This is a genomic window from Micromonospora sp. USAFONa4, assembly GCF_057197825.1.
In genome coordinates this window covers 6,031,896-6,052,055 of sequence record NZ_CM170072.1, presented here as the reverse complement: position 1 = coordinate 6,052,055, position 20,160 = coordinate 6,031,896, and the positions used below count along the sequence as shown (strand labels likewise).

Here is a 20,160-nt window from a genome sequence, read left to right as displayed (position 1 = left end):
TCGCGTCGACGCTGCACCGACCGGCCGACGACGACCTGAGCGGGCACATCGGCGGGTCCGACCGGTCAGAACGGGGCGTCCACCGGGAGTCGACGCACCTGCGTCAGGTAGGGGTCCAGCTCGCCCACCTCGAACCGGCAGGTGCCGATGACGTGCCAGAACTGACCGCCCGGATCACCGTCCAGCTTGTAGCGCCCGTCCGGGCTGACCGCAGCCCAGCCGTCCGGCAGGCCGATCAGGGTGGCGCGCAGCTGAGCGTGCTCCGGGTCCACGACGTCCCAGAGCCGGACGGTGCCGTCGTCACCGGCGCTGGCGAGCATGCTGCTGTCCGGGCTGAACGCCACCGACCAGACCCGCCGGGTGTGCGCGGCCAGGGTGCCGTGCAGCCGACCGGTGCCCGGATCCCACAGCCGGATGATCAGGTCGTCCCCGGCGGTGGCGAGCAGCGCGCCGTTCGGGCTGAACGCGCAGGACCAGAGCCGGCCGGTGTGCTCGGTGAGCACCACGCGCCGTTCGCCGGTGAGCGCGTCCCACACCACGGCGGCGCCGTCGTTGCTGGCGCTGGCGAGCAGCGTCCCCTCGCTGTTGAAGCACACCGCGTACACGCGGTCGGTGTGCAGCTCCAACGTGTGTCGACAGGTCGCGGTGGCCGCGTCCCAGAGTCGGACGAGGTGGTCGTCGCAGCCGGTGGCGATGGCCTCGCCGTCCGGGCTGAACGCCACCGCCCGGACCCGGCCCCGGTGCGGGGCGAGGGTGGCGAAGTGCCGGCCGGTACGCCGGTACCACAGTCGGACCGTGTCATCGTCGTTGGCGGTGGCCAGCGCGTCGCCGTCCGGGCTGAACGCGGCCGCCCAGACATGGTCTGTCTCCACGTTCAGCTCGCGTTCGTCGACCCCGGTGTCGGCGTTCCACAGGTGCACGCCACCGTCCCCGCTCGGTGCGGCGACCAGCGGCTCACCCGGACAGAACACGGCGGAGAGCAGCCGGTCGGCCGGGCTGGCGAACTGCCGGACCAGCCGCCCGGTGCGCGGCTCCCACAGCCGCACCACACCGTCGTTGCCGCAGGCGGCCAGCACCTCACCGTCGTCGCGGAAGGACAGCGAGGTGACCCGCCGCCCGTGCCCACGCAGGGTGTGCTGAAGCTGCCCGGTCCGCGTGTCCCAGAGGCGGGTGGTGCCGTCGTTGCTGCTGGTCGCCACCTGGGCCTGGTCCGGCCGCCACACCACCGGCCAGACCGAGCCGCGGTGCCGGCTCAGCTCGTGCCGGAGCTGGCCGTCGGCGGTGCTCCAGAGCTGGATCGCGCCGTCGCTGGCGGCCGTGGCGAGCATGGTGCCGTCGGCGTTGAACCGGACGCTGTAGATCGCGCCACGCTGCCGGTCCAGCACCCGGACCGAGCGGCCGGTCTCCACCTCCCACAGCCGCAGCGCGCCATGCGTGTCGCCGGTTGCCATCAGCCCACCGTCGGGGTGCACGTCGAGGGCGTAGACGTCGGCCTCGTGGCCGCGCGGCTGGCGCAGCAGCTCCCCGTCGGCGGCCCGGCGGATCCACACCCGGCCGTGCTGTCCGACGGCGACCAGCGACCGGCCGTCCGGGGTGTGCACCACCCGGTAGACCACCTCCGGCTCCCGCACCTCGAAGGCGAGGTCGCCCGAGGCGATGTCCCAGCCACGGACCGCGCCGGCACTGTCCACGACCACGACCCGCCGCCCGTCCGGGCTGAACGAGGTGCCCCAGATGGGCGCGGCGTGCCCGGGCCATTCCTGGAGCAGCCGGGCGGTCCGGGTGTCGTAGAGCCGGACCACACCGGCCGCGTCGCCCACCACCAGCCGGCCCCGCGCTCCGTCGGTGAGCAGCGGCCACACCCAGCCGGCGAAGACGTCCTCGATCACGTGCCGCACGTCGCCGTGGTCCGCGTCCCACAGTCGTACGCTGAGGTCGGCCGAGCCGGTGACCAGGTGATGCGAGGCGGCGTCGAATCGGACCGCGTACACCCGGCCCCGGTGGCCCTGCAGGGTCCGCACCGGAAGACCGGTGGTGGTGTCGCAGATCAGCACCCCTCCGTCGTCGCTGCCCACGGCGAGCACCGTGCCGTCCGGGCTGTACGCCGCCGGCAACGGCAGCCGGCCCACCTCGAAGCCGTACGAGACGCCCACGGCGGCCGGGGCCAGGCCCGGTGTCACCGGACGGCCCGGAGCGACCACGGCGCCGCGCAGCTCCGGCGCGCGCAGCAGCGCCGGGTGGGCGCTCACGTCGATCAGCGCGGCCCGGTGCCAACTGCTGCCGGCCACCCGCACGTCGCGCAGGTCGGCCCGGAACAGCCGGGCTCCGGCCAGATCGGCCCCGGCCAGATCGGCCCCGGTGAGGCGAGCCTGGTCCAGGCGGGCGCCGCGCAACCGGGCGTGGGTCAGCCGGGCCCCGGTCAGGTTGGTGGCGACCAGGCGGGTGTCGGTCAGGTCCGCGCCGGTCAGGTCCGCCTCGGCCAGCTCCCGGTGGGACAGGTCCTCACCGCGCAGCACCGCGCCACGTAGGTCGGCCCGGTCCGGCAGCCGCAGCCGGGCGCTGAGCCGCAACGCGTTGGCCCGAACCGTCTCACCGGCCGCCTCGTCGCCGAGCACCCGCGACGTCCAGGCGGTGCAGCGGGCCGGGTCGGCGAGGTCGCCGAGGAACTCCACGGCCAGCGTCGACAGCGGACGCGCCGCCAGGGCCGACGGCTCCTCTCCCGCATTGAGCTGGGCGGCGGTCCCGGCGGCGACCAGCCACTCCATCACGGAGGTGTGGATGAAGCCGAACAGGCCGTCGTCGGTGCGGACCAGCAGACTGCCCGCACCCACCGCGTGCGTCGCCTGTGATCCGGAGAGCTGGGACTCCGCCAGCCCCGCCAACTGCCCGGCGGCCTCGGCCAGCTCGGCCAGGCGCAGGTACGACTCCCCGCTCTCCCAGAGCTGGAAAGCCAACCGGCTCACCGCGCGCCACAGCTCGGGACGGCGCAGGCTGACCGGCGCACCCGGCACGCCCTGGGTCCGCCGCTCCTCGAAGTCCAGCCAGGCTTCCAGGATCTCCCGGTAGAGCGCGGCCGCGCTGAACGTGCCGCCCGCACCGGCCACGGCGGTCAGCCGTCCCTCGTCGAGGTTGGCGATGAAGCCGAGCATGCGCGGGTTACGGGAGAGACCGAGCAGGTCCCGCACCCCGCCGAGCAGGTTCATCCGCTCCCGGGCCGCCTGCTCGTCGCCACCGTAGCGGTGCCGCAGGAAGGTCTCGATCTGCGCGGGGGTGAAGTCCTCGACGGCCAGTACCCGCCGGTGCGGCAGCATGCCCACCCGCTCACCGAGGGCGGTGAGCACCTGCGAGTTGGTCTTGAAGTGCTGGGTGCGACTGCTCACGATGATCTTGGCGTTCCCCTCGGCCGCCTGGAGCAGCGTCTCCAGGTGGTCCGCCGCCCGGTCGTAGGTGACCCGGGCCACCAGCTCGTCGAAGCCGTCGAAGAGCAGAACGATCCGCCCCTGCCGGAGCATGTAGCGGAACGCCTTCAGGTCGATCACCTGCTCGCCGTGGTTGGCCAGGTGCGCGGCGACCAGCCCGTCGACCGAGTGCGCCTTGTCCAGCGCACGCAGCTCCACCAGGATCGGGATCAGGTCGGGGGCGGCCGTCGGCAACCGGCGGGCCACCTCGCGCAACGCGAACGTCTTGCCCCGGCCGAAGTCGCCGAGCACCAGCACGAACCGGCCGTCCGGCGCGGCGGCGAACTCGAGCAGCTGGTCCACCACGTCCTCGCGGACCTGCTGGTCGGCGCCGACCAGGTGGCGGTAGCGCTGCGGCACGTACTGGCCGGGTGGGTAGAGCCGGTCGGCCTGCAACCGGGCGGTCTGCGCGGCGACGTACTCACGCAGATCGAGCAGCCCCTGGAACTCGGTCAGGTGCAGCACCCGTACGCCGCGCCGCTGTGCCTCCTCGGCCAGTCCGCGCGGGACCCGGTCGCCGTCGTAGACCAACTCGGAGGGGATGTCCGGGTCGGTGGCGTGCACCCGCCGGGCGAAGTGGTCGAGGTCCGTGGCGGTCGGCGTGCCGACGTACGCCCCGACCCGCTGCTGCCGCACCACCCCGTCGGCGCGGTAGGTGACGAACAGGTGCCGCGGCTCGACCGTCACCCGACGCACCAGCACCCGGTCGTGGCGCGCCTCGCAGACCTCGGCCAGCCGGTCGAGCAGCCGGTCCAGCGGCGCCACCGGGAGCGCGGCCGGCGTGCCGGCCGGCACGTCCCCGACGGCTCTCTCGGCGGAGGTGGGCTGCCGCGGGTCGGGAATCTGGGCCGGCCCGACTGCGCCGAACGTCGCCTCCGCCCGCGGCCAGCGCACGGCCGTCGACTCGCCCACCTCGCGCCGGTCGTCGCGGCCGAGCACCCAGCGGGTCATCCCGTCGGCGGCGAGCCGGAGCACCTGCGCCCGGCCGTCGCGGGACGCGGTGGCCAGCGGTACCACCGGGTCGACCTGGGCACCGGTCGGCACGGCGTCGGAGAGCAGGAGGTTGAGCATCGGCCCGAGCAGGCGGTTGAACGATCCCCGGTCGCGCAGCGTCACCCCGTCCGGGACCGCGATCTCGTCGGCGTACGGGGTGCGCGGGCCGGGAGCGTGCGCCATCGCGCCCAGCCGCAGCCAGCCGGACTGCTGGTAGTGACGCAGCCGCTGGGCGAACCAGGTGGACTGGGCCTCGCCGAGGAAACCGTAGCGGTCCTCCTCGCGGTGGGTGACCGCGACGGTGGAGTTCAACCCGGCCACCACCACCCGCAGGTCCGGCACCGGGAACAGCGTCCACGGTTGCTCGCTGTCGAAGAGCCGGTCCTCCAGACCCTGGTAGAGGTCGTCGAAGAGCCGCGCGTAGTGCCGCCACTTCGGCCAGTACGGCGGCTGCGGGTCGACGTCGTCCGCCTCGCAGGTGGCGAAGTACGCCCGGCTCGCGGCCATGGTCACGTCGCGCGGGCCGGGCACCACGACCAGGCGGTGCGGCTCCAACCCGAGCAGCACCCGCAGCCCGGTGAGGAAACTCAGCGCGTCGGAGAACTCGCGGGGACTGCCGGACTCGGTCAGGTTGCCCGCCACCACCAACAGGTCGGGTCGGGGGACCTCGTCGTTCATCAGCAGGGTCAGATCACCCATCAGGTGTTCCTGGAGCTCTCCGGGGGTGACCGGGGCGCCCGGCTCGATCATGCCCCGACCGAACCGCGGCCCGGTCACCTGGAGCACGGTCAGCGCCGTCCGCGCGGTCGGCACCGTCGCCGGGGCGGTGGGGAACGGTGGCGGGTTGATCGGCGTACGGCGGGCCCGGCGCGGCGCGGGCGGGCCGGCGACGGGCGCGGAGAGCACCCCGGCCGGGTCGGCCGGATGGTGCGGGAAGGCGGGTTGCCGGACGGGCTTCGCGCGGCCGTCGAGCGCCTCCCGGATCCGGTCCAGCACCCGGGCACGCGCCTGCACCGGGTCGGTGACCCCGACCAGGTCGACGTACGTGATGGTGGCGAGCAGACCGTCGATCGGGCAGTCCTCCACCCGGACGGTGACCAGTTTGTTGCCGGTCCCGTCCGGATCGGCGCGCAGCGCCGCCTGCCACTCGAGCTTGCCGTAGGTGGAGTGCAGGTAGCGTTCGGACAGGACGGCCACCACGACCACGGCCTCCCGGACCCCCCGGTCCATGAAGTCGATGAAGTTGGTGCCGGCCACGAAGTCCCACGCCTGGAGCATCGTGCGGTAGCCGGCAGCCTCGAACTCCCATGCCAGCCACGTCGCCCAGCGCTCGTCGGCGGGCGAGTAGCTGACGAAGAAGTCGATGGGGCGGTCGGACCGGGTCGGTTGCGCGCCTACAGCCACCCCGCCATTATGACCACCGAGGGTCAACCCGTCGCCACCATGCGCGGTCGAGTCGGTCGCGTCCGGGCGGGCGACGGTGTGCGAGGATCGTGCCTTGTGGACACCAGCGGCGAGTCACCGTCGGCCGCCCCGGACCGGTCCTCCTGGGGTCGGCTGCACGTACTGGACTGGATCGCGATCGGCCTGTTCGCAGGCGGCGTCCTCTGCGTCCTGACCGGCCTGCTCCCCCGCGCGGACGCCGAGGCCACCGTACGACGGATCCTGCCGATCCTGATCTTCCTCGGCGCCGTGGTGGTGCTGGCCGAGCTGACGGCGGTGGCCGGGGTCTTCGACGCGCTCGCCGCCCGGATGGCGATCACCGCGCGAGGCGACTTCCGCGCGCTGTTCTGGCTCTGCGTCGGGTTCGCCTCGGTGACCACGATCGCGCTCAACCTGGACACCACCGCCGTCCTGCTCACCCCGGTGATGATCGCGCTGGCCCGCAAGCTCGGTGTGCCGCCGGTCCCGCTGGCGATGACCACGGTCTGGCTGGCCAACACGGCAAGCCTGCTGCTGCCCGTGTCCAACCTGACCAACATCCTGGCCAGCGACCGGATCGGGCTGGCCCCGCTGCCGTGGGCGGCCCGGATGTGGTGGCCGCAACTGGTCGCCATCGCGATCACCATGCTGCTGCTCTGGTGGTGGTACTGGCGACCGGCGCGGGCCGGGGCCGACCCGTTCGTGCCACCGCCGCCGCACGTGCCGTCCGACCCCGTGCTCCACCGCACCGCGCTCGTGGCCTGCCTGCTGTTCGTCGCCGGGATCCTCGCCGAGGTCGAGATCGGAATCGCCGCCGGGGTCGCCGCCGCGATCCTGGTCGCCGGATTCGCGGTCCGCGCCCGGGGCAGCCTGAGACTCCACCTCGTCCCCTGGCGGCTGCTGGTCTTCGTCACCGGGCTGTTCCTGGTGGTGCAGACCATCGGCCGGCACGGACTGGACACCGTGATGGGTGCGCTGATCGGCGACGATCCCGGGGCCGAGGGCGCGCTGCGGGCCGGCGCCGTCGGCGCCCTCTTCGCCAACGTGGTCAACAACCTGCCCGCGTACGTGGCCGGGGAGGCGGTCATCGCCGGGCACCACCACACCCAACTGTTGGCCCTGCTGGTGGGCACCAACGTCGGCCCGCTCGCCACCCCGTGGGCGTCGCTGGCCACGCTGATCTGGTATGAGCGTTGCCGGGCCGCCGGGGTCGCGGTCCCGCTCGGGCGGTTCGTGGCCACCAGCGCCGTCCTCGCCGCACTCGCCACCACCGCCAGCGTCGCCGCCCTGCTGGTCACCCCGCCGGGCTGACCGGCCTCACCAACCGACGGTGGTCAGGCCGATCGGCGTAAGATGGCGGACCTTCGGCTCGATCCACTGTGCCGCGGTCACCAGCTTGACCAGCCGGTCGATCGTCTCCGGCGGGCCGGCGACGAAGCTGCGCCGCTCGGCGGGGCCCCCGTACCGGTCGTCGAAGCAGCCACCGTCGAGGGCCCGGACCACCATGCCGGCCTCGGCGGCCAGCAGCATCCCGGCCGGCAGGTCGACCGCCTCCGGACGGTAGCCGACGATGCCGTCGATGTCGCCCCGGGCCAGCATCACCCAGGACAGCAGCGGCGCCCACAGTTGCAGCACCCGCCGGGCGGTGGAGTCGAGCACCACCTTGAGGGCCCGGGCGGTGCTGTCGTCCCGGCGTACCTCGTATCCCTGGGTCCAGGCCAGCACCGGCGCCGGCGGCACCGGCCGGTGCCGCGCGCGCAGCGGCTGCCCGGCCGGGCCGTCGACGTGCACGAAGGCGCCCTGACCGCGGACGGCCGACCAGGTGCGCCCGGCGACCGGGTCGTGCACCACCCCGAGCACCGGCGAGCCCCGGTCGCAGAGTGCGATCCCGACCACGTACGTGGGCAGCCCGATCGCCACGTTGTTGGTGCCGTCGAGCGGGTCCACCAGCCACGCCCAGGAGTCGTTGGCGGCGTACTCCCCGCCCTCCTCGGCGATTACGCCGTGCTCCGGCCAGCGGGCCCGGATCCGGCCGACGATCAGCCGCTCGGCGGCCAGGTCCAGGTCGGTGACCAGGTCACCGGACGCGCCCTTGGCCCGGGCGCGCAGCTCGCCCCGGGTGCCCCGGCGCACCAGCCGCCCGGCGGCCTGCGCGGCCTCCACCGCGAACCGGTGTGCGTCACGCAGGTCCGGCCCGGGTCTGCCCGGCTCCACGTCCATGGTTCCTCCACCCCTCAGCCCCGTGCCACGAGTCGAGCGATCTGCCGCGCCATCCGAGCGGTCTCCGCCGCGTCGCAGCGGTCCCGGCGTATCCGGTGGCGGTGTCCGCCCACGGCGCCGAGGCTCAGGTCGCAGAAGCCGGGCGCGGCCCGGCCGAGCACCACGGTCACCGCCGGCTGCCCCGGGTCCACCTCCGAGGTGTGGAAGCCACCGGCGCGCAGCGCGTACGAGCTGCCTGCGCCGTACGTCTCCACGGTGACGGTCGCCGCCGTCACCAGCCGGTCGGTGGCCGCCAACTCGTCGACGTCGCCCCGGCTGTGCACCTCGTACACCCGCCAGGCGGGGTCGGCGGACGCCTCGGTCACCTCGATGAGCTCGTTGCGGACCCGGCCGTGCAGCACGTGGCTGAGCAGGTCCCAGCTGTGCGAGTGCACGGTGGACGTGGTCGGTCGGACGGCCGGCGGCTCGGCCGGCCAGGCGTGCACGCAGATCCCGTCGGCGCCGGTACGGCTCACCGGCAGGCAGGTGAAGCCGAGTGGGTGCCGTACGGCCAGCAACGGCCGCTGCCCCTCGGCGACGTCGTCGAGGACGCCCGACACCCAGTCGCGGAGCAGCTCCGGCCGGGTGCCCCGGTCGATCTCACGTTCGAGGTCGGCGTAGCTCATCATGCGTACGGGTTCCTCGCCTGGATGGCCCGGCTCACGATGTCGGCGACCTCGCGGTCGCCGAAGGACCGGGGCAGTGGCAGCCCGAGCGCGGTGAACAGGCGGCGAACCTGCTCCACGGAGGGCTCGTCGTCGAGCCTGACCTGCCCGGCAGCCTCGATCGGCACCCGCCGGCTCTGTTCACGGCTGTACTGCAACTCGATGTTGTAGCGGTTGTAGTAGAGCTCCCCACGGTCGATCCTCAGTGCAGGCGTCTGCGGATTCTCCTGGGTCACGATGACGCAGCTCGAGGAGAGGTCGTAGCGGAAGGTGGTCATCTGCGCGGAGACCCGGACGTCGATGGTGAGCAGCCCGGAGCGCTGGCGGTGCCAACAGGCGGCCAGCACGGTCGCGTAGGACTCCTTGCGGGTGCGGTCGACGGTCCACCGCTCGCCTGGCTCGTCGGGGGCGAGGCTGCGCCGGAACCGTGCGTACCGTTCGCAGACCTCCTCGTCAGTCGGGTCGATGATCTCGATGGCGAAGTGCAGGGTGGCGTTACGCCGACGAGCGTGCTCCAGGCAGTCGGGCAGGGTGACGGCCCGGGTGTAGGTGCCGGTGCCGCCCTTGAAGTTCCACCGGTCGGTGTGCCGACGGGCCTCGGCCAGGGCTTGCCCGACCTCGCTGCCGTGCAGGACGCGGACCATGGAGATGCTGTCGATCGCCTCCCGGGCCCGGTTCAGCGCCCCCTCCGGACCGGTGATCTCGCCCATCTGCGGCACCAGCTCCGCGAGCCGGTCCCGGGTGTCCCGGATGACCTGCCGCACCTCGCGCTCGGCGGTCTCCCGGCGCAGCCGGTCGCGCAGCAGCGCCTGGGCGAGCAGGCCGAGCACGAGCAGGATGGCGCTGTTCACCACGTCCTGGCTGACGCCGTTGTTGAGCCCGAGGGTCGCGACGGTCAGTGCGAGGAGCAGCCCGATGAACGCGTCGAGATTCCTGACGACCCAGGCGAGGAGGCCGGCCATGACATCTCCCGGTCGACGACGGAGTCCTCATGATAGCCCTATGTCAATGGCTGATCACGTACCGCTCCCGAGCGCCGCGTCCTGCGGCGGAGGTGGCTCGTCCAGCCGCCGGGCGGCGCAGATCAGCGAGCCGCCGAGCCCCGGCGCGAGCCGGGCGAGCAGCCGGGAGGAGACCCAGCGTCCGCCGGGCAGCCGCCACCCGACGTGGTTGGACCGCAGCGCCAGCGGCGCGAACCCGGCCCGCCGCAGCACCCGCCGCAGCAGCGACGCGGTGAACGGACGAATGTGCAACCAGAGGTAGGGGTGCAGCGGATCCACCTGGCGGGGTGCGCGGCCGGCGAGGAACGCCAGCCGGTCCTGGACGGTCGCCAGGTTCGGCGTGGTGAGCACCAGCAGCCCACCCGGGGCGAGAACCCGGTGACACTCCCGCAGCAACGCCACCGGGTCGTAGACGTGCTCGATCAACTCACCGGTCAGCAGCCCGGAGAAGCTGCCGGTGCGGAACGGCAGGGCGCAGGTGGCGTCCAGGCAGACCGGCAGCGCCCGACCGGCGGCGGCCCGGCGGGCCGCACCCAGCGCGGCCTCGGCCATGTCCGCCACCACGAGCGGCACGGGCAGCTCCGCCGGGTCGACCGTGCTGCACGGACCACAGCCCAACTCGAGCACCGGCTCTGCGCCACGGATGTCGTCGACCATCAGCCGGGCCGCGACCGCCCGGCGGACCCGGTGGTACGGGTCGTCGACGTACCCGTTGACCTGCACACCGTCGTGGTAGCTTCGCCGGTTGGCGCGCCGCCCGTGCGCCTGCGCGCTGCCCGACGGGGCCCCGGTCGGTGGCTCGGCCATCGCACCCTCCGCTGCGGCGCCACCTCCGGCGACGGCGACCACCTCAAGCCTCGCACCACCCGGCGTCGCGTGGCGTGACCGCCGCGACGGCGCCCGCACCCCGCCGGTGCGGCAGCGGGGAGCGCGGGGCGGCCGAGGGCGCCGGCACGCCCCCAGCCGCCACCGCTACCGCAGCGTGGCGGCGAACTCCTCGAACCGGGTCGTAGTCGTGTTGCCCTCGTTGCGGCCGTCGATCGGGCGCAGTCGACCGGCGCTGAGCGCCTGGTTGAACTCGACGAGCAGGGCGGCGAAGTCGGGCGAGAACCCGGCGGTCCCGGTGAGGATCGCCGCCATCTCCTCGTCGGACAGCTGGACGTACCGGAGGTCCGGGCGGCCGATCGCCGTACCGACCGCGGTCGCCACCTCTGTGTACGTCAGGTCGCGGGGGCCGAGCAGCTCGCGGACCACCACGCCGCTCCAGTTCCGCTCGCGCAGCGCTTCGGCGGCGGCCACCGCGACGTCGGCGGTGGCGATCATCGGCACCTTGGCGTCGGGCGCGACGGAGTCGGCGACGACTCCCTCATGGCGGATCGTCTCCAGCGCCGAGTGGAAGCCCTCGAAGAAGGCACCGGGACGCAGGAGCAGGACGTCGACACCGTCCAGCGCCCGCAGTCGCTGCTCCTGCCGGTGCAGACTGGCGATGAATCCGTTACCGCCCGCCAGCTCCGCGCCGATCGAGCTGAGCGCGACCACGCGGCGCACCCCGCTCTGCCGGATCGCCGCGACGATGGCCTCCCCGCGTCGGTCCTGGTCGGCGTGGTAGTCGGGCAGGGTCGGGTCGAACGCGGTGAGCGTGTAGACCGCGTCGGCGCCGGCGAAGGCGCTCGCCAGGTGGTCGGCATCGCGGGCGTCGCCGACGGCCGGCGCGGCCCCCAGCGCGGCCAACTCGGCCAGCCTCTCCGGCGAGCGGCCGAGCGCACGGACCTCCTCGCCGGCTTCGAGCAGCAGTTCGGTGACCTTACGACCGGTGTTCCCGGTCGCCCCCATCACGGCGATCATGTCAGTCCCTCTCAGTCGGCGTGTTGCTGTGCGTCCAGCCTCCACGGGGCTTCAGGGACTGGCTATGACTGCCTGTCCGCAGTACATGCTCTTTCGTCCAGCCGGCCTGGATCGTCGGTGCGTTGCTCCTGGCACACTTGCGGCATGCCCGACGAACGCGCCCCCTGGCCCTCGGCCGCCGACCCGCTCGGCGAGGCGCTGCACTTCCTCGAGCTGCGGGGTGCGTTCTACTGCCGTTCGGAGTTCACCGCCCCGTTCGGGCTCGACCTTCCGCCGCTCGAGGACCACCTCTGGTTCCACGTCATCACGCGCGGAAGCTGCTGGCTCGACGCGCCAGGGGCGCAGCCGCGCCGCCTCACCGGGAGCGAACTGGCCCTCGTCCCGCACGGCCAGGGCCACCGGCTGCGCAGCGAACCCGACGCGCCGACACCGAGCATCTTCGAGCTGGAGCGCGAACAGCTCGGCGAGCGCTACGAGATCCTCCGCCACGGCGGCGGCGGCGAGCGCATCGACATGGTCTGCGGGGCCGTACGCTCCGACCACCCGGCGGCAGGAAGACTGCTGGCCCTGCTGCCACAGATCCTCGTCCTCGACCCGGCGACGGACCCTGCCCGGCTCGACTGGCTCCAGTCCACCCTGCGACTCATGGCGGTCGAGGCCGACGGCCTGCGCCCCGGCGGCGAGACGGTGATCACCCGCCTCTCCGACGTGCTCGTCGTGCAGGCGCTACGCGCGTGGCTGGAGAACGACCCAGCCGCCCGGTCCGGCTGGCTCGGGGCCCTGCGGGACCCACTGATCGGCCGCGCGATCTCGCTGATCCACCGCGAGCCCGGCCGGAACTGGACCGTCGCCTCGCTCGCCGAGAAGATCCCGATGTCGCGCTCCGCCTTCGCCGCACGCTTCACCGAACTGGTCGGCGAACCCGCGATGAGCTACGTGACCCGCTGGCGGATGCACCTGGCCGCAACGGCGCTACGCGACGAGGACGCCACCGTGGCCGAACTCGCCAACCGCTTCGGCTACCGCTCCGAGGCCGCGTTCGCCCGGGCGTTCAAGCGGGTGGTGGGTTCTCCACCCGGAGCCGCCCGACGGACACTCCCCGCCCCAGCCAGCAGACGGGAAGTGTCTCGACCACCTACTTCCGCTGAATAAATCGAGGCGTACGCCGCAAGCGTCGAGGTTTAAATTCCATTCACACTCACCTGACGGCAAAGTCAACAACAGACATTCGGCGTTTTGGGATACCCATCACCCCGCCGAGCCGCCGGTATACGACCTGCGACATGAGCGGGTACGTGATCGAATTGCGGTTGCCGCACATTGAGGTCCGCTCGGCCATGCCGCCGTTGCCGCTGAATGGTCCGTCACGGACCAATGTCTACCGCCGGTCAGAGGCGCGATCGAACCGCCACCGGGTCGCGGTCATCCCGTCCGCGCCGTAGCCGAAGGCCTGGACCGGGCAGATCCGATAGAAGGCGTACTCGGGCGATCCGGGCAGGCTCCTGTCGTAGGCTCGGCCGTCCCGGACGTCGAACGACCAGCGGCACTTCGCCTCGAAGGCGGCGGCCACCCGGCGCAGCATGGTGTCGCCGGAAACCCGGTGAGCTTCGCCCTTCACCACCAGGTCGAGGTCCTCGTCGCCGACCATGAGGACACTGTGCGGGTTCCGGGCCAGGTTTCGGCCCTTGCGGGTGTTCGGACGGCTCGCGACGCACGGCACCCCGTCCACCAGCACCAGCATCACCGGCGCGGCGTGCGGATGGCCGTCGGGTCGTACCGTCGACAGCCAGCATTTGGGGGCCGACCGCAGGCACGCCAGCGCCTGACTCCAGGGCTTCACGGTCGCCACGTCGGTGCTGAACGGTGTCGCATCCTCCGGCTGGAAGAGCAGCTCAGCGATCGGCGCGTCGACCGTGACGACGGATCCTCGGGTATGTCGTACGCGTCGCGCAGGCGCCACCATTGGCAGGGCTGGGCCTGCGGCCAGCCCTCTGGCGAGTTCTTCCAGGTCTCCTGCCAGGCGCAAGGTTTTCAACGCGGCATGCCAGTCCTCGGTCGGCACGATCGGCGGATGGTTCACGCGGTCCTCCTTTTCGGCTTTGCGGCTGGAGTGGGGAGGGAAGCAACAGCCCTGTTACCTAATGACGCTGGCCAATTCGACGCTAACACGCGCATCCGCCTCGCGCATGGCGACCGGAACCTTCAACCGCGTCCTGACCTTGATGCGGAGCCGGGAATCTCAGGAATTGAAGGACGGGTTCCCGCTGCTGCCGGACATGATTCAAAATCATGTCGAGTTGCTCGACGAGTGCGGCCAGGAGATCGACTGCTCGGCGCGGTTTCTGCTCTTGGAGCCCGTCGGAGAGGCCTGGTATGCGCAGGCATTCGAGGTGCTGTCCAGCGCGCGCACCGGTCGCGTCGCGTGCCGCCGCAGGAGCGGTCCTCGAAGAAGCCGGCTGGGAGGCACCCAACCAGCGGCGGCTCCGAACGATGCGCCGCCCGCTCCCAGTACGCGCCCACCGCGGCGGGCAGCACGCGCCCCGGCTCTGATCACCGCCTCGACTGTGCCGGCCCAGCTCTGACACTTGGCCAGGCACCGACGCCACACTCCGCCCATGCTTACTGCGATCTATACGCACTTGCATAGGATTGGCGACTATGGAGAGGCATGCCGGCACGCCGAGGCCGATCACCCGTTACGGCACCCCGGTGCTGCACCGCCGGTGCGCCCCGGTGACCGTCTTCGACGACGCGCTCGCCACCCTCGTCGACGACATGTTCGCCAGCATGTACGCCGCCCACGGCGTCGGACTGGCCGCCAACCAGATCGGCGTCGACGCCCGGATCTTCGTCGTCGACTGCCCCGACGCCACCGGCACCCACACCGTCGCCCACGTGATCAACCCGGTACTGCACCTGCCCGAACACCGGGAACTCGTGACCGACGTCGAGGGATGCCTGTCCGTCCCGGGACAACAGGCCGACCTGGCCCGCTCCGCCACCGCCGCCGTCACCGGAGTCGACCTGCACGGCGAGCCGATCCGCCTCGAGGGCACCGGTACCCTCGCCCGCTGCTTCCAGCACGAGGTCGACCACCTCGACGGCCTCGCCTACGTCGACCGGCTCCCCGTCAAGCAACGCAAGCAGATCCTGGCCGCCAGCGACGGACACCCCGGCGTCGGCGTCGGCGTCCCCGACGGCAACTGACCATGCCGATCGTCCTCGGCATCGAGACGTCCTGCGACGAGACCGGCGTCGGCATCGTCGCCGCCGCCGGCCGGGCCTCGCCATCGCCGTGCTGGTCGGCCCCGCTGCCGCAGGTTTCCTTGGACATTGCCGTGGCCAAGATCATCCTTAGCGTTAACCACTGTTCCGATCCGCCCGACCCCAGACGACGCGCACGAACGAGGCGTGTAAAACTCGAAGGCGGATATGTCCCCCCCTGCATGGACAATCGAGACCGTGATATTTAGTGCACATCCCCTCGTCGACCGAGGGAACCTGAAGTCCGCGCTGGACACTCACGTCGCGAATGTCGCGGACGTACGGGGCTTAAGCGGGACGCCGGCGGCTTGGCTCGAAGCGTATCTGGACTGGGCGAACGACACCGCCCAGGCCCTGCAGAATGCGCTGCGGCCCGAGGAGATCAACCGGTTGGTGTTCACGCCCCGGTACGCCGCGTTGCTCGCCGCGGCCGGCACCGGACTGGTCGAGCGAAGCCCTCGCGTCGTCAACGGCCTGCTGCGCACCGAGCTGCAGCAGCGAGCGGCCGCATTCGAGGAGCTGCGCGAAGCGGTACACCGGCAGGTCAGCTGGTGGTCCAAACCAGCGATGTTCGTCGTCTGCGACACTGACTTTCTGCTGCACAACGGCAACACCCTCGGGCACATCCCGTTCCACCAGCTGATCATTGACGCAGGCAATGCGCACCAGGTGCAGCTGCGCGCAGGGCGCAACGCCGTGCATCTGCTGATCCCGAGCCAGGTGCTGCTGGAGCTGGACAAGGCCAAGAACACCAACCGCGAGTCCCGTACCGCGGCCCGGGTCACGCTCCGGACCATCGACGACTGGTTCGAGAAGCCGGAATGGCCCTACCGCGAGCAAAAGTGCTCCGGTGCCCCCTTCGGCGGGGACCGCGCGCAGTTCAGCGCGGAGCTGGTCCTAGACCCGCTTGGGCACATGCCGCTCGAGGTCGGCGACGACGAGATCATCGACCGGATCCTTGCGTGCCGGCCGCTCGCCGGCCGCCCCATCACCCTGATCACTTACGACACGCACATGTCGACGAAGGCCCGCGCCCACGGTATTCCCGTGATCAAGCCAGAACAGCCCGAGCCGCCGGCCAAGGCGAAGCCCGGCAAGTAGACCCGGACACGAGGGGCCCGCAGCGCGTGCTGCGGGTCGCCGTCAGTGGGCGGATGGCGTCATGATCGACAATCTGGTCAGGTTGGCAAGGTCGGCTGTCGGCGTCAGCTCCACCGTGGTCGCGCCTGCCGCCTTGTCCGCAGACGCTCGCCCGATCGTGACAGCGCCAACCTGGCTGCCCTGCTGGGACGGATCCGGTATCAAGACACGGTTGGTCTGGTAAACCTCACCGTCTGCGGGAACGCCTTCCATGACCAGCTTTGCGCCGGTGCCACGTACGGAACCCGGAACATTACTGATATTCGTGTAAACTTGGCCGGCGAATCCGGTGCTGGTAATGAGGTCGACAGTGGCTTCGCCGCGGACGGTATCTACTGCCGTTACGCGTCCGACCAAGCCTTCGGCGACAACAGCTAGTTGCCCTCGCTGGACTCCCTGATCCTTCGGAAACGCCACGATAATCTGTTGGCCGTTCCTGCGGAGCACCTCAGCGGGTACAGCCCGCGCGTCGCCGTCCACGCCGTCCTCTCCAGGTACCTCGAACACCTTCGTGAGGCTGGCGAACGGCCGCTTCGGCTTGGTGAACCCCGCGATCGTCGTCGTCTGCGCGGTCGCAGCGAGCGGGAATCGTTTTACCACAAGACGACTGGTGGGTCCGTCCGGTTCTTGGATCATTTCATCATCGACTGCGGTACTCGACACCCGCACCGCTGTCACGCCCGGCATGGCGATGGCGATGGCGTAGGTGCCCGCAGGGTCATTACTGACCTCGCCGGCGGCTCCGGACAACCGTGGACTGACCAGGCTTATCGCCTGAGTCTTCACCGGGTCGGGCGCCGGCCGATCAACCCGCATCCGCAAGGCGTCCGCCGCACCAAGATCACCAGTGAAGAACGCCAACCGCGCGCCGCCCTGCTTGTCGTACCCCTGCAGGACGACCACCGTCGAGCGCAGGCGTGGATGGCGCGTCGCGACAAGGGCCCGAACATCAGTGTGCGGGCCTGCCGAGTTGGTACGGTCCCAGACGCTGGTGGCCTCACGCACCAGGCCAGCGTCCACGTCTCCCACCGGGGACCAGCCCAGAAACGGGCCGTCCGGCGGCGGTGCAGCGAGTTGCGGTGCGGGCCCGAATCCGACAACCCGAAACATCGTGACCAGCACCGCCACGCATACCGCAGCCGCGGCTCCAGCGGCGATACGCCGCCGCCCGCGACGCCGCTCTGCCTGCCGCATGATCTTGCCTTCATAGCCCTCGGTCGATACCACCGACTCGGCCAGATCCGCCAGGCCGTCACGCAACTCGGTCGTGTCACGCATAGCGCACCTCTTGATCAGCAACAGCGTCGGCCTCAACCCACTGCTTACGCAGAGTCTGCAGACCCCTTGAAGAAAGACTCTTGACCGTGCCAACCGAACAACCCAGCACGTGCGCTGTGTCCTGCTCGGACAGGTCCTCGTAGAAGCGCAGTACGACGGCGGCACGCTGTCGTGCTGGCAGCCCGTCCAACGCCCGGCGGAGCAGGTCCCGCTGTTCCACCCCCACGTACTCGTCGCGCGCCTGACTCTCCACCAGCCGACCCAAGGGCTGCTCCCACCAGGATCTGCGCCGCCTCCAGGTCACGAAGGTGTTGACTAGAATGCGCCGGACGTAGTGATCGACGCCTTCCGAGCGTTGCAGTCGAGGCCACGCCACAACCGTCTTGGCCAACGTCGTCTGGACCAAATCCTCGGCTTTCCCTCGGTCTCCGCACAGCAGGAAGGCGGTCCGGAGCAGCGATCCGTAACGCGCCCGCACAAAGGCTGTCACCTCCTTGTCCTCGCGATCATGCATCAGCCACCCGCACCCTCAGCTTCAGTCTCACGGCCACTACTTACGCTCTCGACCCCAGCAAGCGTTGCCGTGACTCCGGGACTATCTGACGATCGGATTGTCTCGACCCGTGGGTCGGTGCAGGTGACGACCAGCCCGGTCTCCTCGGTCAGCTCCCGGGCCGCCGCGTCGGCTGCGGTCTCGCCCGGCTCGATGTGGCCGCCGGGCAGCGCCCACCCGCCGCCGTCGCGGCGCTTCGATCATGACGATCCACCGGCCGCCGGTGGTGCCGATGGCAGTCACCGCGGCGTCGGTGCACTGCGCCTCGCCCCAGTGTCCGAGGCGGTTGCGTAGGTGTTACAGCCGGGCGCGCCGGGAGGTCGCCACCGCCGAAAGCCTGGTGATCGCCGCGTGCGGGTTGGTGCGGGCAGCGGCGGGCGCGATCACCGACCCGGTGTGGGCTGGTCGCCACCGACGAGCGTGACGACGAGCCGGCCGCCGGGTGCGGCTGGTCCATCTGCAGCGCCCCCGGCCTGATGGCGTCATCGCGTTGATCTCCGTGTTGACGGCTCGGCGTCATGGCCGGCAGCTTCGAGTGTTACTGGTTAGCACCTCGGACCAGCGTGGACAGGAACCGGATGGAGTTCTCCACGCGGTGCCTGATCGCGCGCAGGGCGGGGATATCGAAATTGCCGGCGGTCCCGTGCGTGCCCGTGTTGAACTGGGAGAGCAGCTTCAACACGTCGTTGACGTCTTGCTCGACGAAGTCGCCCAGGGTCTCGTAGCCGGCGCCGTTGAGATCGAGCAGGTAACCGATCTTCTCGCGCCGCGCCGCGCCACAGCCTTGCCGTCTGATTCCCGCGCGCAGTCTGGCTTGGCCTGCAGCACCGCGACGTCGGGAGCGTTCATGCCGATCAGCTTCGCCACGACCTTGCGGGCGCTGGTGCAGAAGTGCCGCGCCCGCACGCGCGGGGGGGTCTTCCCCAGGTCCGCGTGGAGGAGCTGGACACGCCCCGCTCGTCCCCGCGCACGCGGGGGTCTTCCGAGACGGCCCGGCGTGAGGCGGAAGAGCGTGCCCTCGTCCCTGCACGCGCGGGGGTCTTCCCCCGGCCGCAGGTCCCGCCGCGCGGACCGCAGATCTCGTCCCCGCGCGCGGGGTCTTCCCACCACCACCGTCTCCCTCGATTCAAATCTGGCCGACCACAAGCAGTTCGCTCAGGCCGCGGCGCGTTCGGTGAACGGGCGGCGACGCAGTGCGGTGTCGGTCAGCGAACGCGGGGGCAGAGGAGCATTGGGGTTGTACAGGTTGGTTCCGGGCGGCACGATTTCGTCGATCCGGTCGAGGGTCGCATCGTCCAGGGTGAGCGCGGCGCCCTTGAGGAGATCCTCCAACTGCGGCATGGTCCGCGGTCCGATGATCGCCGAGGTGACGGCCGGGTGGGCGACGGTGAACGCAATGGCGAGCTGCGGAAGGGTGCAGCCGATGTCTTCCGCGAGTTCGACGAGCTGCTCGACGACGTCGAGCTTGGCGGCGTTCTCCGCGATCGTGGGATCGAATCGTTCCGGCCGGACCGTGGGACGGCCGGTTGACAGGTCGATGGGCTGGTTCTTGCGATACTTGCCGGTGAGGAACCCGAAAGCCAGTGGGCTCCAGACCAGCACCCCCATTCCGTAGCGCCGGCAGACAGGCAGGACCGAGGCCTCGATTCCGCGGGCCAGGATCGAATACGGCGGCTGCTCGGTGTGGAAGCGTCCGAGGCCACGACGCTCGGAGGCGTGATGCGCCTCGACGATCTTCTCAGCCGGGAACGTCGAGCAGCCGAAAGCGCGAATCTTCCCCTGCTGCACGAGGTCGCTGAGCACCGAAAGCGTTTCCTCGATGTCGGTCGAGTCGTCGGGGCGGTGGACCTGGTACAGGTCGATCCAGTCGGTGTTCAGGCGCCTGAGGCTGTCCTCGACCGCCCTGAGGATCCACCGCCGCGAGTTGCCGCTGCGATTGCGGCCCTCGCCCATCTGAAAGTGCACCTTGGTGGCCAATACAACGTCATCCCGGCGCCCCTGGAGTGCCTTACCCACAATCTCCTCGGACTCTCCCTGTCCGTACATGTCGGCGGTGTCGACGAAGTTGATCCCCTGGCCGAGGGCGGCGTGGATGATGCGGACGCAATCGTCGTGATCGGAGTTGCAGCCGTTCTGGAACATCATGGTCCCGAGGCAGTAGGCGCTGACTTCGATACCGGTTCCGCCGAGGGTGCGATAGCGCATGGTGACACTTCCCCTACTGATTCAGCCGTCATTGCAGAGCGACAGACGCGTCGATCGCACGGGGAACCCTAGGATCT

The 20,160-nt window shown here is 71.1% G+C and carries 17 protein-coding genes and 1 pseudogene; 5 read left to right on the top strand and 13 right to left on the bottom strand.

The annotated features are described in order from the left end of the window. Positions 1-65 precede the first annotated feature (65 nt). Positions 66-5,855, bottom strand: a complete 5,790-nt coding sequence (locus AC0OO9_RS26715; protein WP_484513214.1) for a WD40 domain-containing protein — start codon at positions 5,853-5,855, stop codon at positions 66-68. A gap of 96 nt (positions 5,856-5,951) precedes the next feature. Between AC0OO9_RS26715 and AC0OO9_RS26710 the strand changes: the two genes are divergently transcribed. Beyond that, entirely contained in the window at positions 5,952-7,184 is a 1,233-nt protein-coding gene (locus AC0OO9_RS26710) for an SLC13 family permease (RefSeq protein WP_484513213.1), read from the top strand. Positions 7,185-7,190: 6 nt separating this feature from the next. On the opposite strand, the gene AC0OO9_RS26705 is transcribed toward AC0OO9_RS26710, so the two are convergent. The 5 genes from AC0OO9_RS26705 to AC0OO9_RS26685 all read right to left on the bottom strand — a co-directional run bounded on the left by AC0OO9_RS26705 (position 7,191) and on the right by AC0OO9_RS26685 (position 11,643). Next, a complete protein-coding gene (locus tag AC0OO9_RS26705; RefSeq protein WP_484513212.1) occupies positions 7,191-8,093 on the bottom strand; it encodes an inositol monophosphatase family protein in 903 nt (300 codons plus the stop codon). Between the two features lie 14 nt (positions 8,094-8,107). Continuing rightward, positions 8,108-8,761, bottom strand: coding sequence for a hypothetical protein (locus AC0OO9_RS26700; protein WP_484513211.1), 654 nt, complete (start codon positions 8,759-8,761; stop codon positions 8,108-8,110). After that, positions 8,758-9,759: a hypothetical protein gene (locus AC0OO9_RS26695; RefSeq protein WP_484513210.1), complete on the bottom strand. Its 1,002-nt coding sequence runs from the start codon at positions 9,757-9,759 to the stop codon at positions 8,758-8,760. Before AC0OO9_RS26695 ends, AC0OO9_RS26700 begins: the two co-directional genes overlap by 4 nt. Before the next feature lie 54 nt (positions 9,760-9,813). After that, positions 9,814-10,605: a class I SAM-dependent methyltransferase gene (locus AC0OO9_RS26690; protein ID WP_484513209.1), complete on the bottom strand. Its 792-nt coding sequence runs from the start codon at positions 10,603-10,605 to the stop codon at positions 9,814-9,816. Positions 10,606-10,770: 165 nt separating this feature from the next. After that, positions 10,771-11,643, bottom strand: coding sequence for an NAD(P)H-binding protein (locus AC0OO9_RS26685; protein ID WP_484513208.1), 873 nt, complete (start codon positions 11,641-11,643; stop codon positions 10,771-10,773). A 144-nt stretch (positions 11,644-11,787) separates the two neighbouring features. Here AC0OO9_RS26685 and AC0OO9_RS26680 point away from each other — a divergent pair, with 144 nt between their 5' ends. After that, the gene (locus AC0OO9_RS26680; RefSeq protein ID WP_484513207.1) at positions 11,788-12,795 is read left to right on the top strand and encodes an AraC family transcriptional regulator; all 1,008 of its coding nucleotides are present in this window, start codon (positions 11,788-11,790) and stop codon (positions 12,793-12,795) included. A gap of 226 nt (positions 12,796-13,021) precedes the next feature. Here AC0OO9_RS26680 and AC0OO9_RS26675 read toward each other — a convergent pair whose 3' ends face one another. Beyond that, a complete protein-coding gene (locus AC0OO9_RS26675; RefSeq protein ID WP_484513206.1) occupies positions 13,022-13,723 on the bottom strand; it encodes a pyridoxamine 5'-phosphate oxidase family protein in 702 nt (233 codons plus the stop codon). A gap of 61 nt (positions 13,724-13,784) precedes the next feature. Between AC0OO9_RS26675 and AC0OO9_RS26670 the strand changes: the two genes are divergently transcribed. From AC0OO9_RS26670 to AC0OO9_RS26660, 3 genes are all read left to right on the top strand, one after another. After that, on the top strand, positions 13,785-14,225 hold the full coding sequence (locus AC0OO9_RS26670) for a hypothetical protein (protein WP_484513205.1): 441 nt from the start codon (positions 13,785-13,787) through the stop codon (positions 14,223-14,225). A gap of 76 nt (positions 14,226-14,301) precedes the next feature. Next, the gene (def, locus tag AC0OO9_RS26665) at positions 14,302-14,850 is read left to right on the top strand and encodes a peptide deformylase (protein ID WP_484513204.1); all 549 of its coding nucleotides are present in this window, start codon (positions 14,302-14,304) and stop codon (positions 14,848-14,850) included. Between the two features lie 255 nt (positions 14,851-15,105). Continuing rightward, positions 15,106-16,008, top strand: coding sequence for a PIN domain-containing protein (locus AC0OO9_RS26660; protein WP_484513203.1), 903 nt, complete (start codon positions 15,106-15,108; stop codon positions 16,006-16,008). Between the two features lie 42 nt (positions 16,009-16,050). Here the strand turns inward: AC0OO9_RS26660 and AC0OO9_RS26655 are convergent, their stop codons facing one another. The 6 genes and pseudogenes from AC0OO9_RS26655 to AC0OO9_RS26630 all read right to left on the bottom strand — a co-directional run bounded on the left by AC0OO9_RS26655 (position 16,051) and on the right by AC0OO9_RS26630 (position 20,083). Then, positions 16,051-17,325 (bottom strand): rod shape-determining protein MreC, encoded by a 1,275-nt coding sequence (locus AC0OO9_RS26655; protein WP_484513202.1) that lies wholly within the window; start codon positions 17,323-17,325, stop codon positions 16,051-16,053. Further along, positions 17,318-17,839, bottom strand: coding sequence for a SigE family RNA polymerase sigma factor (locus AC0OO9_RS26650; RefSeq protein WP_484513201.1), 522 nt, complete (start codon positions 17,837-17,839; stop codon positions 17,318-17,320). The genes AC0OO9_RS26655 and AC0OO9_RS26650 overlap by 8 nt, the downstream gene beginning before the upstream one ends. Next, a complete protein-coding gene (locus AC0OO9_RS26645; protein ID WP_484518059.1) occupies positions 17,839-18,033 on the bottom strand; it encodes an NUDIX domain-containing protein in 195 nt (64 codons plus the stop codon). The genes AC0OO9_RS26650 and AC0OO9_RS26645 overlap by 1 nt, the downstream gene beginning before the upstream one ends. Positions 18,034-18,416: 383 nt before the next feature. Next, entirely contained in the window at positions 18,417-18,674 is a 258-nt protein-coding gene (locus AC0OO9_RS26640) for a pPIWI-associating nuclease domain-containing protein (protein ID WP_484518058.1), read from the bottom strand. Then, positions 18,671-18,784: pseudogene (locus AC0OO9_RS26635) on the bottom strand (pPIWI-associating nuclease domain-containing protein); the annotation flags it as partial. The pseudogene AC0OO9_RS26635 and the gene AC0OO9_RS26640, both read right to left, overlap by 4 nt. Before the next feature lie 249 nt (positions 18,785-19,033). Then, positions 19,034-20,083, bottom strand: a complete 1,050-nt coding sequence (locus tag AC0OO9_RS26630) for an aldo/keto reductase (RefSeq protein WP_484513200.1) — start codon at positions 20,081-20,083, stop codon at positions 19,034-19,036. Positions 20,084-20,160: the final 77 nt, after the last annotated feature.

Bases quoted from the DNA above. Each gene is read 5' to 3' on its own strand.
- AC0OO9_RS26685 (WP_484513208.1), bottom strand. From the start codon at position 11,643: ATGATCGCCGTGATGGGGGCGACCGGGAACACCGGTCGTAAGGTCACC.
- AC0OO9_RS26705 (WP_484513212.1), bottom strand. From the start codon at position 8,093: ATGGACGTGGAGCCGGGCAGACCCGGGCCGGACCTGCGTGACGCACAC.
- def (WP_484513204.1), top strand. From the start codon at position 14,302: ATGGAGAGGCATGCCGGCACGCCGAGGCCGATCACCCGTTACGGCACC.
- AC0OO9_RS26695 (WP_484513210.1), bottom strand. From the start codon at position 9,759: ATGGCCGGCCTCCTCGCCTGGGTCGTCAGGAATCTCGACGCGTTCATC.
- AC0OO9_RS26680 (WP_484513207.1), top strand. From the start codon at position 11,788: ATGCCCGACGAACGCGCCCCCTGGCCCTCGGCCGCCGACCCGCTCGGC.
- AC0OO9_RS26655 (WP_484513202.1), bottom strand. From the start codon at position 17,325: ATGCGTGACACGACCGAGTTGCGTGACGGCCTGGCGGATCTGGCCGAG.
- AC0OO9_RS26670 (WP_484513205.1), top strand. From the start codon at position 13,785: ATGACGCTGGCCAATTCGACGCTAACACGCGCATCCGCCTCGCGCATG.
- AC0OO9_RS26630 (WP_484513200.1), bottom strand. From the start codon at position 20,083: ATGCGCTATCGCACCCTCGGCGGAACCGGTATCGAAGTCAGCGCCTAC.
- AC0OO9_RS26700 (WP_484513211.1), bottom strand. From the start codon at position 8,761: ATGATGAGCTACGCCGACCTCGAACGTGAGATCGACCGGGGCACCCGG.
- AC0OO9_RS26690 (WP_484513209.1), bottom strand. From the start codon at position 10,605: ATGGCCGAGCCACCGACCGGGGCCCCGTCGGGCAGCGCGCAGGCGCAC.
- AC0OO9_RS26650 (WP_484513201.1), bottom strand. From the start codon at position 17,839: ATGCATGATCGCGAGGACAAGGAGGTGACAGCCTTTGTGCGGGCGCGT.